This window comes from Affinirhizobium lemnae (assembly GCF_022968395.1).
Lineage (GTDB): Bacteria > Pseudomonadota > Alphaproteobacteria > Rhizobiales > Rhizobiaceae > Neorhizobium > Neorhizobium lemnae.
In genome coordinates this window covers 1-12,733 of sequence record NZ_JALJQZ010000035.1, presented here as the reverse complement: position 1 = coordinate 12,733, position 12,733 = coordinate 1, and the positions used below count along the sequence as shown (strand labels likewise).

Annotated in this window: 12 protein-coding genes and 3 pseudogenes; 9 read left to right on the top strand and 6 right to left on the bottom strand. The window is 59.5% G+C overall.

Annotated elements, in window-relative coordinates:
* Nucleotides 1–321 (bottom strand): transcriptional repressor TraM, encoded by a 321-nt coding sequence (locus MUU53_RS17750; RefSeq protein WP_281435179.1) that lies wholly within the window; start codon nucleotides 319–321, stop codon nucleotides 1–3.
* 139 nt (nucleotides 322–460) lie between these two features.
* On the opposite strand from MUU53_RS17750, the gene MUU53_RS17745 reads away from it, so the two are divergent.
* From MUU53_RS17745 to MUU53_RS17735, 3 genes are all read left to right on the top strand, one after another.
* Nucleotides 461–679 (top strand): helix-turn-helix domain-containing protein, encoded by a 219-nt coding sequence (locus MUU53_RS17745; protein ID WP_037094170.1) that lies wholly within the window; start codon nucleotides 461–463, stop codon nucleotides 677–679.
* Nucleotides 680–799: 120 nt separating this feature from the next.
* Nucleotides 800–1,423 carry a DUF433 domain-containing protein gene (locus MUU53_RS17740; protein WP_247262070.1) on the top strand — a complete coding sequence of 208 codons (624 nt, stop codon included), beginning with the start codon at nucleotides 800–802 and terminating at the stop codon, nucleotides 1,421–1,423.
* 4 nt (nucleotides 1,424–1,427) lie between these two features.
* The gene (locus MUU53_RS17735) at nucleotides 1,428–1,805 is read left to right on the top strand and encodes a DUF5615 family PIN-like protein (RefSeq protein WP_247262069.1); all 378 of its coding nucleotides are present in this window, start codon (nucleotides 1,428–1,430) and stop codon (nucleotides 1,803–1,805) included.
* A gap of 48 nt (nucleotides 1,806–1,853) precedes the next feature.
* Here the strand turns inward: MUU53_RS17735 and MUU53_RS17730 are convergent, their stop codons facing one another.
* Genes MUU53_RS17730 through traA form a run of 4 tightly spaced genes read right to left on the bottom strand, consistent with a single transcriptional unit; the run spans nucleotide 1,854 to nucleotide 7,522 of the window.
* Complete coding sequence (locus tag MUU53_RS17730) at nucleotides 1,854–2,462, bottom strand: TraH family protein (protein ID WP_247262068.1); 609 nt, start codon at nucleotides 2,460–2,462, stop codon at nucleotides 1,854–1,856.
* A 14-nt stretch (nucleotides 2,463–2,476) separates the two neighbouring features.
* Nucleotides 2,477–3,637, bottom strand: a complete 1,161-nt coding sequence (locus MUU53_RS17725; protein WP_247262067.1) for a conjugal transfer protein TraB — start codon at nucleotides 3,635–3,637, stop codon at nucleotides 2,477–2,479.
* A complete protein-coding gene (gene traF / locus MUU53_RS17720) occupies nucleotides 3,627–4,157 on the bottom strand; it encodes a conjugative transfer signal peptidase TraF (RefSeq protein WP_247262066.1) in 531 nt (176 codons plus the stop codon). Before traF ends, MUU53_RS17725 begins: the two co-directional genes overlap by 11 nt.
* Before the next feature lie 32 nt (nucleotides 4,158–4,189).
* The gene (gene traA / locus MUU53_RS17715) at nucleotides 4,190–7,522 is read right to left on the bottom strand and encodes a Ti-type conjugative transfer relaxase TraA (protein WP_247262065.1); all 3,333 of its coding nucleotides are present in this window, start codon (nucleotides 7,520–7,522) and stop codon (nucleotides 4,190–4,192) included.
* A gap of 255 nt (nucleotides 7,523–7,777) precedes the next feature.
* Here traA and traC point away from each other — a divergent pair, with 255 nt between their 5' ends.
* From traC to MUU53_RS17695, 4 genes are all read left to right on the top strand, one after another.
* Nucleotides 7,778–8,074: a conjugal transfer protein TraC gene (gene traC, locus MUU53_RS17710; protein WP_247262064.1), complete on the top strand. Its 297-nt coding sequence runs from the start codon at nucleotides 7,778–7,780 to the stop codon at nucleotides 8,072–8,074.
* A 4-nt stretch (nucleotides 8,075–8,078) separates the two neighbouring features.
* Nucleotides 8,079–8,294 (top strand): type IV conjugative transfer system coupling protein TraD, encoded by a 216-nt coding sequence (traD, locus tag MUU53_RS17705; RefSeq protein ID WP_247262063.1) that lies wholly within the window; start codon nucleotides 8,079–8,081, stop codon nucleotides 8,292–8,294.
* Nucleotides 8,281–10,236: a Ti-type conjugative transfer system protein TraG gene (gene traG / locus MUU53_RS17700; RefSeq protein WP_247262062.1), complete on the top strand. Its 1,956-nt coding sequence runs from the start codon at nucleotides 8,281–8,283 to the stop codon at nucleotides 10,234–10,236. Before traD ends, traG begins: the two co-directional genes overlap by 14 nt.
* A gap of 217 nt (nucleotides 10,237–10,453) precedes the next feature.
* The gene (locus tag MUU53_RS17695; protein WP_247262061.1) at nucleotides 10,454–10,714 is read left to right on the top strand and encodes a WGR domain-containing protein; all 261 of its coding nucleotides are present in this window, start codon (nucleotides 10,454–10,456) and stop codon (nucleotides 10,712–10,714) included.
* An 86-nt stretch (nucleotides 10,715–10,800) separates the two neighbouring features.
* Here the strand turns inward: MUU53_RS17695 and MUU53_RS17690 are convergent.
* Nucleotides 10,801–10,983 (bottom strand): annotated as a pseudogene (locus MUU53_RS17690) (hypothetical protein); the annotation flags it as partial.
* An 88-nt stretch (nucleotides 10,984–11,071) separates the two neighbouring features.
* Between MUU53_RS17690 and MUU53_RS17685 the strand changes: the two are divergent.
* Together MUU53_RS17685 and MUU53_RS17680 are read left to right on the top strand one after the other, a co-directional pair.
* Nucleotides 11,072–12,376: pseudogene (locus tag MUU53_RS17685) on the top strand (IS3 family transposase).
* A 155-nt stretch (nucleotides 12,377–12,531) separates the two neighbouring features.
* Nucleotides 12,532–12,733 (top strand): annotated as a pseudogene (locus MUU53_RS17680) (transposase); the annotation flags it as partial.

Here is a 12,733-nt window from a genome sequence, read left to right as displayed (position 1 = left end):
TCAGTGCCCCTTATATTTCGGCATGTCGGGAATATAGCCCAGAATGTCGAGAAGCGTTGACACGACCGTCTGCTGCGCGTGGACGGCGATCATGGCAGCGATGTAGTCCTGGCTAGCCTCCCGAGCTGATTCCGGGTCAGCTGCGGCATCGACCTTTGCTTCGAGCATCACGGCGGCATCGCGCAAACGACGATGTTTCTCGATCTCGCGCACGACGTGGCGCTCGATCTCTTCGGGCGGCTGATCACTCATCAATCCGATAAGTGGGCGCAATATGAGTTTGGTATCAGACACAGGCCCGTCTGCACTTGCTTTGAACATTATCGGTCCAATTACCGTCCATAGACCACTGATGTAAACCTTCTTCGAACCGAGGTACCCGCGGAGGCAAATCGGTTTAAATCTCAATTACATACTATAGTTGATAAACTTAAAGTATGTAAACGTTGATCTTCCGCGCATGGATATGCGCAAGCTGGTCGGCCGGAATTTTGCCCGCCTCCGTCGGGAAAAAGGCCTGACACAGGAGGATGTGGAAGCGCGCTCCGGCTTCAGCCAGCAGTATCTAAGCGGACTCGAAAGAGGGAAGCGAAACCCCTCCATCGTCACACTCTATGAAATCGCCCAGGCCCTTGGCGTCAGCCATGTAGAGCTGGTCACGCCAGACCAGTCAGACTGAGTACGCGAGGCTCTCCACCGGTCAGTATGACTGGAATTCTCTCTGAACCTACCGAGAACCGAGGTCCCACTTCACAACGCGCAGCGAAATCGCTATATATTCTCCACAAGGAGAATAATTATGGCTCAGATGTCGCGTGCCTATACGCCTGCAGAAGCAGCTGCCGTCAGCGAGATCGCCGTGAAATCGGTGCACAACGCAATCGACAAACGGATCATCGCCCGCCGCCTTGCGGAAGACGAGGGACGGGCACTGTCCGACGACGACCTGCTGCGCCTCAAGCTCTGGTATGGGGTCGGCTCGATCCTGTCGGCCGAGCGCCGCCAACGGCTGTTCGACACGATTGACCAGAATCCGGACGCCGATACAGTCCGAGCGGACGATTACCTGATTGTCGATGTTGCCCGCGCCCGGGAGCAGCTTGCTGCGCGAGCGGAGGCGCTTCGTGAAGCGGAACGCGTAATCGGATCTGTGAAGGGTGTCCTTGGCGGCGAGCCAGTCTTTAACAAGACCCGCGTTCCAGTGAGGACGGTCGCCGCAATGAAGGCACAGGGAGCGACCACCGAGGAGATTGTCGAGGGGTATCCTTCGCTCACTTCGCGTATGGTCGAGCTTGCGGAGATCTGGACGGCCGCGCACCCGGCACGGGGTCGGCCTCGCAAGCTTTCCGATCTTGGCGCGACCGTGAAATCGTCAAAGCGGCTATCGCTGCGGAAGGCCGCCAACACATCGTCCGGCAGCTGATATCGTGAAGCTCCTGATCGATGAATGCCTGCACACATCACTCGTGGCCGTTGCTCAGGAAAACGGCCACGATGGCTTCCACATAAATTGGCTCGGCTTGAGTGGCGAGAAAGACTGGGACCTGATGCCGCGCATCGTTGAGGGGGATTACACCTTCGTCACCAACAACGCCCGCGATTTCAGGAAGCTTTATAGTAGCGAGGAAATCCACGCCGGCTTGATTATCATCGTGCCACAAGTCGTTCCGGCACTTCAGCGAGACCTATTCGCACTCATCCTCGAGGAAATTGCCGACGGCGAGGAACTGCTGAACGAGGTGATTGAGGTTAGCCTCGAGGGCGATGAGGCTGTTCTCACCCGCTATTCTCTCCCGCCGAACTGAGAACGGCGAGAATGCGCTTATGCCGCGGGACGCGCACCGTGCCGCCCGCTATTTCTGCCCCCCGATCCTTGTCAGATCGATCCTCATACCGGCGTCATCGGGTTTGATTGGAGCTGCGTCCGGCATCTCAGCAGTTCCGTCGTCTGCAACCTCGGCAGCGTCGTCACTCTCAATCGCTGACCGCTGCACGACCGCGCCACCTGGGTCGTCCGCCTGGAACACGCTCTCGCCCTCGAACTTTCCGGTCTGCCACGCATGGACCGCGTCGTCGAAGAGCTGCGGAAACACTTCTTCGCTCGTCGGGTTTCCATACCATTTCGCGACGATGCGAAGGATCTTGGCAAACATCGCAGTGCCAATTCGCAGATTTGTGCAGGGGTCGACCATATCAACCTTCAGTTCCGATGCGTCCTTCAGACCGATACCCGCAGGAATCTGGGTCAAGCCCACGCGCACGATGGAACCACCGATGTTCTCGCGAACAATCGCGATGGCTTCCTCGGGCGTTTTCGGTTTGGGAACGAGGATCAGTCGGCCGCCAGATTTGACGGTAATGGCGAGCGGATCCTCCGAGCCGACCGCCTGGACGAACTGTTCGACGATTGCCGGCTTCAACGATGGGTCGGCACATTCCTTGATTAGCGCAGCTTCCAGCATGCGAGCTCCAAACCTTAAATGTTGAACGAGATGACGAGCGGTAGGCCGAACAAGCGGGCCCATGCGTCGCTGCTCGCCCGCTGAATGTCGATGATCGACGTCCCCGCAGTCCACCAACCGTTTCCGACGGCCATGATAACGTCGGGGCGGTGGAATGCCGATTGCAAAACCGGCCAGACGAGAAGTTGTTCGTAGCAGATCAGCGGCGCCACACTCTGATTGCCGACATCGACAGCGGGATTGGCAAAGAAATGAGCCCGGGCGCCACCTTGATCGCCAGCCCAACCCCGCCACGGCCGCCACATCGATCCGGGCACCGGCATCCGCTCCCGATAGAGAATATCGGTTCCATCAGCCGACAGTTTGACGAGCACATTGTCATAGCCTTGGCTGTCGATGACGGCCGCTCCCGCGATGACAGTAATGCCCTTATCCGTGAGAGATCGCTGCCAAACGCGGCCGACCGTGGGCGTCCAGAAGCCGAGGGCGCTCTCAGGCAATACCACAGTCGTGCCCGGCGGGTGACGTCGGGCAATGTCAATCAGCTCCTGTTGCCGCTTGAGGCCAGCCTCACGCCCGAGCGATGCGCCCATTTCAAGGTCGACACCTTTCCACGACGCAGGTAGGGTCAGCGGCGTCCACCCAGCGGCGGACCAGAGCCAGAGGCCTGTCATGACTATCACTGCAGCCGGCCGACAAGGCGTCGCCATGATGGACAGGCCGGCTGCCATCACTGCCAGACCCCACCATCCCAAGCCCGGAAATAGAGCGCCCGCGGCGGTGATCGGATGCGCCCATCCCAGAATACCGAAAGGTGGGATCGCCATTACGACGCAAGCAGCCAGATAGCGAAGCGGCTTCTGCCATCCGTTGCGACCGTTCCAGAACGCGGCATGAACGGCCACGAAAGCGAAGGAGGCGACCAGCCAAAGGAGTAGGCCAGGCCAGATGTCCGATGAGTAGAAGTTCGCCACACCCTGCGGCAATCCTCGCGATGCGGCGAGGAAGTAGGCCGCAGAGATCGCCGTTGCCTGCAGGCGCGTACGCGCCAACGACCAAAGCATGGGGAAGCTAGCTGCGAGCGGGAGGAGGAGCACATTACCGCTCCAGCCGATCCATCCAGTGCTCGTCGATAGCGCGACAAGGATACACGTTCGGAAGAGCTCACGCCGCATAGGTCCAGACCTCCTGCGCCAATCCGAGAATCCCGTCCATCGGCAGTGGACCGAAGTACCGGCTATCGAACGATCCCGGAAACGCGGAATGCAGGAAGACCGTTCCGGGCGGAACGACACCACCGTCGTAGCACACCAACTCACGCCCCTGGCCGTCCGTCCGTGCAACGCGCGAGTGAGGAAGTGGCCGACCATCAATGCGGACATCGTCATGGATCTCGATCGCCTGTCCAGATGTCGCCACAACCCTCTTGATCAGTGGTGCGACCCAACCAGCGCAGAGGCCAAAACGCAGATATCCACGCGCGCGCGCCTCACGTAGCGCGTCGGTGTCCGGCGGGCAGATGAAGACAAGATCACCGACCAGGATCGGACGATCGGCTTTGACGATCCGCCACAGACCCAGCGGCTCACTCGGCGTCAGATTGATTCTGAAGCCCTGGCCTCCGAGCAGCACAATGAGGCCAAGCGTAAAAAGGCTGACGCTGCTGATCCGATAGAACCAGACGAGCCGTTTCATGCGCCGTAGCACTCTATGTCGATGACGCATCTTCATTTGAGGGTGAGCCCCTGAGATTTCGTCCGACGCAGTGCTTCGGCCTGCTTGAGTGCCGTCACACTGCGTTCGTGGGCCGTCAGTTGCTGCACAGTCCGCATTGTGTTCCAGGCCTGCTGGATCTCGCTCTTCTGCGTGGCGTTCATTCCGGATGTGATGCGCTGGAAAGCCTCGCCGTTGGCATCCTTGGCAGCGAGGGGCAGGAAGGTCCTCTCTCCAAAGCGTTCCGTGACCGCTTTGGAGAAACCCTCGAGTTCAGCCTTCACTTGCTTGTCTGCGAGCGCATATTCAAGACCGGCGGGCAAATCGTTGCGGTCGATGGCGTCACGCACCCGCTCCAGAACGCTTTTCGCACTGGCTGAGAGAGCGGGGATCTCCAGTGCGACCTGTCTGCGAGCCGCCAGTTCCTCAGCTTGGATACGCCGTTCCGCCTCGCCGCGCTGGCGAAGATAGTCACGGATACTGTCTGCGAGCGGCGCTACATTCTTCAGCGCACGGTCGCGGTCCGATTTGTCAGCGCGGCTGGCGAAGACCCCGGTCTTGCCCTTGAGCGCGCCGAAGGCCTCCGGCTCCGCAGCAATCCTTGAAAGCGTCTTTGCCGCGGTCGTCTGATCACTCAGCATCGCATCGATATTCGCCGCCTTGAACGCTGCTTCGGGCTGCGCGTAGACTAGGGTAAATCGCATCGAGACTTCCTCCCACTGCGTCCTGAGTGCGGGGTCGGCGGCGAGCTTGTCTTCGACTGTCTGATCGATCGATTTGGGGAAAGTCGTGATCCCTGCCACCATGGGCCTGGTCTCCTTGGGCTGGTTGGAAACTGTTCTGGTCGTCGATGTCGTGAAGCCGAGCCCGGTGCCAAGTTTATTGCCGATGGCCGCGAGCCGGTCGGCGAGATCGACGAGCTTCTGTTTCTGGCGCACCGTCCATTCGAGACGGTCACGCGCCACGGTTCTGGCAACGTTGACGATGTGAAGGCCCCGCGCCTCGGCAAAGCGGAGTGCCTGGCGGTAGATGCTACCGCCGCCATAATCGAGCGTCGTTTCCTTGGAATTCCTGCGCGACAGGATCTCGACCAGACCGCCTGCCTTGGCAAAGGATCGGCTGCCGTAATAGACACCGAGATCCTCACGGTGGCGTGTCATTGCGACATAGGTCAGGTGACGATCGAGGGAGAGTGAAGCCAGCACCTTGACCCGATCAACAGTGGCGCCTTGGGCTTTGTGCACCGTGGTGGCATAGCCGTGATCGACATTGTTGTAGAAGCGTTGTTCGACGATAACCTGGCGCAGGCGCTCACCCTCGCCAATCTCGGCGATGATGCGACCGGGCGCTGCTTCCACCACCTTGCCCAGCATGCCGTTCTTGACGCCGATCGATCCCTCGTTCTTGAGAAAGACGATCTGATCACCGACGGCGAAGTTGCGGTTTCCATCGGCAGTCTTGAACTGTGAACCCTGTTCGATGACGCCGCGCTCGATCAGCTTGGCGCGGGCAAGCTCGTTCAGCATCCGCACATCGCGGCGTAGGTGCGCGAGGATCAGTGTAGACTTCGCGGGATCGTAGTCGCGGTTCCAGTCAGCGATGAGGTTTGTGACGGCATCAGCCTTCAGCTCGGCGCCGATCATCTTATCTTTGGACTGATAGGCCGCAATGGCTTGACCGACATTACCCCGTGCGAGATCGAGCGATGCGTCGCGCATCCATTGCTCTCGCTGGCGATAGATTGTTTCGAGTTCGGCATAACCGATACGATCGGCAATAGCGCGGAAGGCAGCACCCGCTTCGATCGGTTGAAGCTGCTCTGGATCGCCGACAAGGACGAGCTTGGCGCCCGCTTTGGTGACAGCTTCGACGAATGTCGCCATCTGCCGTGACGACACCATGCCAGCCTCGTCCAGAACAAAGACGGTCTTGTCGTCGAGCTTCCCGCGCCCTTGGCTCCAGCCGAGCTCCCAGGACGACAGCGTGCGTGAGACGATGCCCGCTTCGCTCGAAAGGCCTTCCGCAGCCTTCCCGGCAAGAGCGCCACCGACGACACGGTACCCGGCCGCTTCCCAGGCCTCACGCGCCGCCTTCATCATCGTTGTCTTGCCGGCGCCAGCGCGGCCGATCACGGCGGCAATCCGCTCACCACCGGTGACATGTTCGATAGCGGCTTTCTGTTCGTCAGACAGCCGTTCGTGGCGCGCGAACGTCGCCTCGAGCACGGGCTGCCGTAAGCCATGCGACGACCGCTGCGACAGCCAGATTGTTCGATTGGCCATCTCGGCTTCGAGCCTGATCAGCTCGCGTGTCGTATATTTTGCCGGAGCTCGGACCCCGGTCACAAAGTTCAGCCGCTCGCGATCGAGACGGAGAGTTTGCGGGCTCTGCAGGATGCGCGCCATCAGGCTCTGGAAGAGGCCCGCATCATCGACATAGCGATGCAGAATCTTGGCGACATCGCGTTCGTCGAACATGCTTTTTTCCCGCGTGATCAGGTCCAGCACGATCTCCGGATTACGCTGGATCCGGCGGGCATTCTCCGCCCGCCGCTCTTCCTGCAATGCCAGACGTTCGAGCGCAGCCTGCTCGTCTGCCGCCCCACCTCCAATGGCCGTCTTCCTCTCGATCGCTTTCGTGCCGACGCCGAGATGAATGGTTGGGGTGAGCTCGATGCCCTGCTTCTCGAAGGAGCGGCCATCGATCCTGATATCGAGGCCCGCAAGCGCCAGGTGTCGGTTCTGGCAGGCAAACCAGCCATCGCGAAGCGCATTGAAGTTTTCGAGGCCGCCAGCCCAAAGTTCGTAGATTATCTTGCCGCTCTCGTTGCGAAGCACCTTGCCGTCTGGTCCTGTGACGACCACCTTCTTCGACCCGAATCCGTCCTCGGTCAGCGGCCGCAGCGTCGTCATCAGATGGATGTGCGGATTGCCCGGCGCGTCATGGAACACCCAGTCGGCTACTATCCCGTGGGCCAATATGTGCTGCGCCACAAAGTCCCTGACGAGCTCGATGTTCTGCTCAGCCGAGAGCTCAATCGGCAAGGCGATGGTCACGTCCTTGGCGAGCTGCGCATCCGATCGCTTCTCGAACTCTTCGACCTTGTTCCAGAAGGCTTCCGACGCACCGGAGACAGACCGATCGGCAATCATTAATTGTAGCCACTCCGGGGCATCGGCCGGGATGACAAACTCTTCGTGCAGCAGACCCTGCTTGCGGGTGTAGTCGATGGTGCGGGCTTCCCGCTCGTAGTCCATCTTCGCGCAATGCCGATACGCCGCCGACAGCACGGCGCTGCGACCCGAGCCACGGGCAACGATACTGACTGAGAAATGCGGCACGGCCATAACCAGGCAAGTTCCTTGGATCGAACAAAATCAATGTGTTCGTCAGAAGCGGGTGGCCCCGCCTGGGGGCAAAAGCAGAGCGTCGCATCAGCGACGTATAATTGCGCCCTTCGGATCCGTCCTTGCGAACGGACGGGATGATGCTCAAAAGCGTAGGCTCCGCCTACTCGCATTTCTGTTAGTAGATCGGCACGCCGATCTGAACGACTCTGGCTGCGTGAACCACGTCATGCAGCAACAGGGGACAATCCAGAGATGAAGAAGCCTTCCTCCAAAATCCGCGAAGAAATCGCCAAACTCCAAGAGCAGCTCAAGCACGCGGAGACGAGAGAGGCCGAGCGTATCGGTCGCATTGCGCTCCGGGCGGGCCTTGGCGAGATCGAGATCGAGGAGACCGAGCTCCAGGTGGCGTTCGAGGAACTGGGCAAACGCTTTCGCGGAGGCAAGCCCGGCACAAGCGGACGGAAAGGGGCAGGGGAAAGCAGCACGAGCGGCGGGCAGTCCGAGGCGCTCGCGTCTGGCGCGGCGGCGGGCAGCTCTACTGAGGCTTGAGAGGATGAGCAGAAACGTGACGTCGGATGCCCGGAAGAAGGACACGCGTGACAAGATCGAGCTTGGCGGCCTGATCGTCAAAGCCGGCCTTCGCTACGAGAAGCGAGCGCTTCTGCTCGGTGCCCTGATCGACCTACAAAAGCGGCTGCAGTCCGACGACCGTGAGCGATCTCGACTGACAGCGATCGGGGCGGAGGCGTTCGGCAATGAAGGCGAGTAGGATCGTTCTCGTCATTCTGCCCGCAGTCATGATGGTAGCGACCGTGTTCGCGATGACAGGGATGGAGACATGGCTTTCCGGATTCGGAAAGACCGAGGCGGCAACGCTCGCATTGGGGCGTGCAGGGGTAGCGGCGCCATTCGTGACGGCCGCAGCTCTGGGCTTAACGTTCCTGTTTGCAACGGCCGGGTCGGCAAACATTCGCTCTGCAGGCGCTGGTGCTGCAATCGGAAACGCGGCCGTCATTCTGACGGCTTGCTTGCGAGAGGGCATCCGGCTTGCAGCGCTATCGTCCCAAGTGAGTGCGGGAAAATCCGCGCTTTCCTATCTCGATCCTTCGACCATGATTGGCGCGGCCGCTGCGTTGATGTCCGGCTGCTTCGCATTGCGCGTGGCGGTGGTGGGTAACGCCGCCTTCGCCCGGACAGCGCCAAAACGGATCATCGGCAAGCGTGCCCTGCACGGCGAGGCCGACTGGATGAAACTTGCCGAAGCGGATAAGCTCTTCTCGGACGCGGGCGGCATCGTGGTCGGCGAGCGGTATCGCGTCGACCGCGACGGTGTCGCCGCCGTGTCGTTCCGTGCCGATAACAGCGAGACCTGGGGCGCCGGCGGCAAGTCACCGCTGCTCTGCTTCGACGGATCGTTCGGTTCCTCGCATGGCATCGTCTTCGCCGGATCGGGCGGTTACAAAACGACCTCGGTGACAATCCCGACCGCGCTCAAATGGGGTGGTTCGTTGATCGTGCTCGATCCTTCGAACGAGGTTGCGCCGATGGTGTCGCAGCATCGTGAGCGTGCGGGCAGAAGGATCCGGATCCTTGATCCCCGCAATCCAGGGATCGGCTTCAACGCACTGGCCTGGATCGGAAAGTTCGGTGGCACGAAAGAAGAGGACATAGCCGCTGTTGCGTCCTGGATCATGAGCGAGAGTGGACGCGCGAGCGGCGTTCGCGACGACTTCTTTCGAGCGTCCGGTCTTCAGCTCCTGACGGCGATGATCGCCGACGTCTGCCTTTCCGGTCACACAGCAATTGAGCAACAGACGCTTCGTCAGGTGCGGGCCAACCTGTCGGAGCCGGAACCGCAGTTACGCAAGCGGCTGCAGGACATCTACGACAATTCGGAATCCGAGTTCGTAAAGGAGAACGTTGCCGCGTTCGTGAACATGACACCGGAAACATTCAGCGGTGTCTATGCCAATGCGATCAAGGAGACGCATTGGCTGTCCTACCCGAACTACGCAGCTCTGGTGTCCGGCTCTGCATTTTCCACCGACGATATCGCGTCGGGAAAGACCGACGTGTTCATCAATATCGACTTGAAGACGCTTGAGACACATGCGGGGCTGGCGCGCGTCATCATCGGTTCGTTCCTCAACGCGATTTACAATCGGGATGGACAGATCGAAGGCCGTGCCCTTTTTCTTCTCGATGAGGTGGCGCGGCTAGGCTACATGCGCATCCTGGAGACAGCGCGCGATGCCGGCCGCAAATACGGCATCACGCTCACGATGATCTATCAGTCCATCGGCCAACTTCGCGAGACATACGGTGGTCGGGACGCATCGAGCAAATGGTTCGAGAGCGCGAGCTGGATTTCGTTTGCTGCCATCAATGATCCGGAGACGGCGGAATACATATCGCGCCGCTGCGGCATGACGACAGTCGAGATCGACCAGGTTAGCTGCAACTATCAGGCACGCGGCTCGTCGCGAACACGATCCAAGCAACTGGCTGCTAGACCGCTGATCCAGCCGCATGAGGTGCTGCGAATGCGAGCCGATGAGCAGATCGTCTTTACCGCAGGCAATCCGCCGCTTAGATGCGGTCGCGCCATCTGGTTCCGACGCAACGACATGAAAAACTGCGTCGGGCAAAACCGGTTTCACCAACCGGCTGCTCGATCGGGCCATCTCTTGAGGAAGGAACAATCGGAGTAGCCAATGTGCAACCCGATCTGACACTTGGGGGAGGATCGTCACCGGAATCGGCGAAGACCACTTATGGGCTTCGTTCGCGCTAGCGAATAGAGCCGTGCGCCGGAGGCGGACCGCCCAGCCTGATCGCGATCCATTCTTCACAGAACTGAATCGATCCCGCGCGATCGATTCATAAGTCTCGTTGGACGCAGGGCGCGGGTCACGCAATTCTTGTCGTATGATCACCCAACCCTATCACCTCTATGTCGAACGCAAGGATGCCAGTAAGAACCTGGCGCGCTTCTACGCGATGTCGATCGACCCGAACCTGTTCGGAGAGGCATGCCTGACCCGGCGATGGGGACGGATTGGGACGAACGGTCAGGTGAAAACTCATCAGTTCGAAAAGGAACAGGACGCGGTCGATCTCTTCCTTGATCTTCTGAGGCAAAAACGCCGCCGGGGATATCGGGCAGTCGGGTCTGTCGCTTCGCAGTAAACACCCGACGATGCTGCCGCTGACAAAAGAGAGTGTGAGGGCGGACCTTCGTCTTCTCGAACGGAGACCCTGCGGTCCACACTCCGCTATCTCGATCGGCTAACTTCCGCAAAGGACTTTCGGCGGGCAATAAATTCGCGCAGAAGCGGCAAAAAGAATGCCTTGCTAAAGTGACCAAGCGGAGGCTCAGGCTCCAGATAGAATGGCCGGCCTATGATATCGCTGTTAAACTCATCCAGGATGAGCCACAGCGGAAGATCTGCATCAATGTCCGACATCAGCGCCCATGAGACAGAACTGGCTTAATTGAGAAGAGAGGATTTTCGGCTCATCGTAGCTCACTCAAGGGAAGCGAAGATGAGACAGAAATCCGGGCCGCAGACATCTGCGGCCGAGAAGACGATCAAGGACATCCGCCGCGCCACGCGCAAGCACCATTCAGCCGAGGACAAAATCCGGATCGTCCTGGAAGGCCTGCGTGGCGAAGACAGCATCGCCGCGATTTGCCGCCGCGAGGGGATCGCCGAGAGCCTGTATTACAGCTGGTCGAAGGAATTCCTCGAAGCTGGCAAGAAGCGCCTTGCAGGCGATACCTCCCGTTCGGCAACGAGTGACGAGGTGAAGGCGCTGCGTAAGGAGAGCCGCGACCTGAAGGAGGCGTTGGCCGACCTCACCCTGGAGAACCGCCTGCTCAAAAAAAGCATGATCGGGCATGGGGGCGACGAAGAATGAGATATCCCGCCACCGAAAAGCTTGAAATCATCCGGCTGGTCGAGCAGTCACATCTGTCGGTCCGGCAGACCCTCGACAAGCTCGGCATTCCCAGGCCAACATTTTACAGATGGTATGACCGGTTCCAGACCCACGGTGTCGAGGGACTGGAAGACCGGACGTCCGCGCCGTCACGGGTCTGGAACCGCATTCCCGATGACATCCGGGACCGGATCATTACCATGGCTCTCGACCATGCCGATCTGTCGCCACGCGAGCTGGCGGTAAAGTTCACGGACACGGAAAGCTATTTCGTATCAGAGGCTTCGCTCTCACGCCTGCTCAAGGCGCATGATCCGATCACGTCGCCAGCCTATATCGTCATCAAGGCCAATGACGAGTTCAAGGACAAGACCGTCAGGCCGAACGAGATGTGGCAAACCGACTTCACCTACTTGAAGGTCATCGGCTGGGGATGGTTCTATCTGTCGACCATCCTCGACGACTTCTCGCGTTACATCATCGCCTGGAAGCTGTGCACCAGCGCCAGGCTGCGACAAGGTCAAGGTCGAACACCGGCCGCGCCTGCTGTCCGACAACGGCCCGTGTTACGTCGCTTCCGATCTCGGTGAATGGCTGGAGACATACAAGATCGACCAGGTTCACGGCGCTCCCGGCCATCCGCAGACACAAGGGAAAATCGAACGCTGGCATCAGACTTTGAAGAACCGCATCCTGCTCGAAAACTACTTCTTCAAAGAAGACCTCGAAGCCCAGATCGTAGCCTTCATCGAGCACTACAACCATCGCCGATACCACGAGAGCCTCGACAATCTCACCCCGGCCGACGTCTACTTCGGGCGCGGCCAGACCATCCTGCTCGAACGCGAAAGGATCAAACGCGACACCATCAAACAGCGTCGCTTGAACCACCAAGCCAAAGCGGCTTAAATCAACCCGCAAGCCGAGCCGGAAACTCCATTCTTCCAGAGCCCCAAAAGTCTCAAATCATTCGACGACGGACATGTAAAACGATTGCGCTTCATTCCCTGGTCCTCTCAATGGGCCAGAGCTTAATTCAAAATGGATTATTTCAACGGGGCAAGGTCAGTGCCTATCTGGGTCTAACGCCGCGACGCAAGCAATCGGGCGAAATGGACATCGTCGGTCAAGTCTCACGATGGGGCGATCGCCTACTGCGAACTTATCTCTTCGAGGCGGCCAGTGTGCTGCTACATCGTGAGCGTCCGGTGAACGCATTTTTGGGTGTCTCGGGGTGGAAGCTACTAGCCGCGTTTCATCTCATCG

Coding starts and splice junctions, on each gene's coding strand:
- MUU53_RS17750 (WP_281435179.1), bottom strand. CDS start 321: ATGTTCAAAGCAAGTGCAGACGGGCCTGTGTCTGATACCAAACTCATA.
- MUU53_RS17745 (WP_037094170.1), top strand. CDS start 461: ATGGATATGCGCAAGCTGGTCGGCCGGAATTTTGCCCGCCTCCGTCGG.
- MUU53_RS17740 (WP_247262070.1), top strand. CDS start 800: ATGGCTCAGATGTCGCGTGCCTATACGCCTGCAGAAGCAGCTGCCGTC.
- MUU53_RS17730 (WP_247262068.1), bottom strand. CDS start 2,462: ATGCTGGAAGCTGCGCTAATCAAGGAATGTGCCGACCCATCGTTGAAG.
- MUU53_RS17725 (WP_247262067.1), bottom strand. CDS start 3,637: ATGCGGCGTGAGCTCTTCCGAACGTGTATCCTTGTCGCGCTATCGACG.
- traF (WP_247262066.1), bottom strand. CDS start 4,157: ATGAAACGGCTCGTCTGGTTCTATCGGATCAGCAGCGTCAGCCTTTTT.
- traA (WP_247262065.1), bottom strand. CDS start 7,522: ATGGCCGTGCCGCATTTCTCAGTCAGTATCGTTGCCCGTGGCTCGGGT.
- traC (WP_247262064.1), top strand. CDS start 7,778: ATGAAGAAGCCTTCCTCCAAAATCCGCGAAGAAATCGCCAAACTCCAA.
- traD (WP_247262063.1), top strand. CDS start 8,079: ATGAGCAGAAACGTGACGTCGGATGCCCGGAAGAAGGACACGCGTGAC.
- traG (WP_247262062.1), top strand. CDS start 8,281: ATGAAGGCGAGTAGGATCGTTCTCGTCATTCTGCCCGCAGTCATGATG.
- MUU53_RS17695 (WP_247262061.1), top strand. CDS start 10,454: ATGATCACCCAACCCTATCACCTCTATGTCGAACGCAAGGATGCCAGT.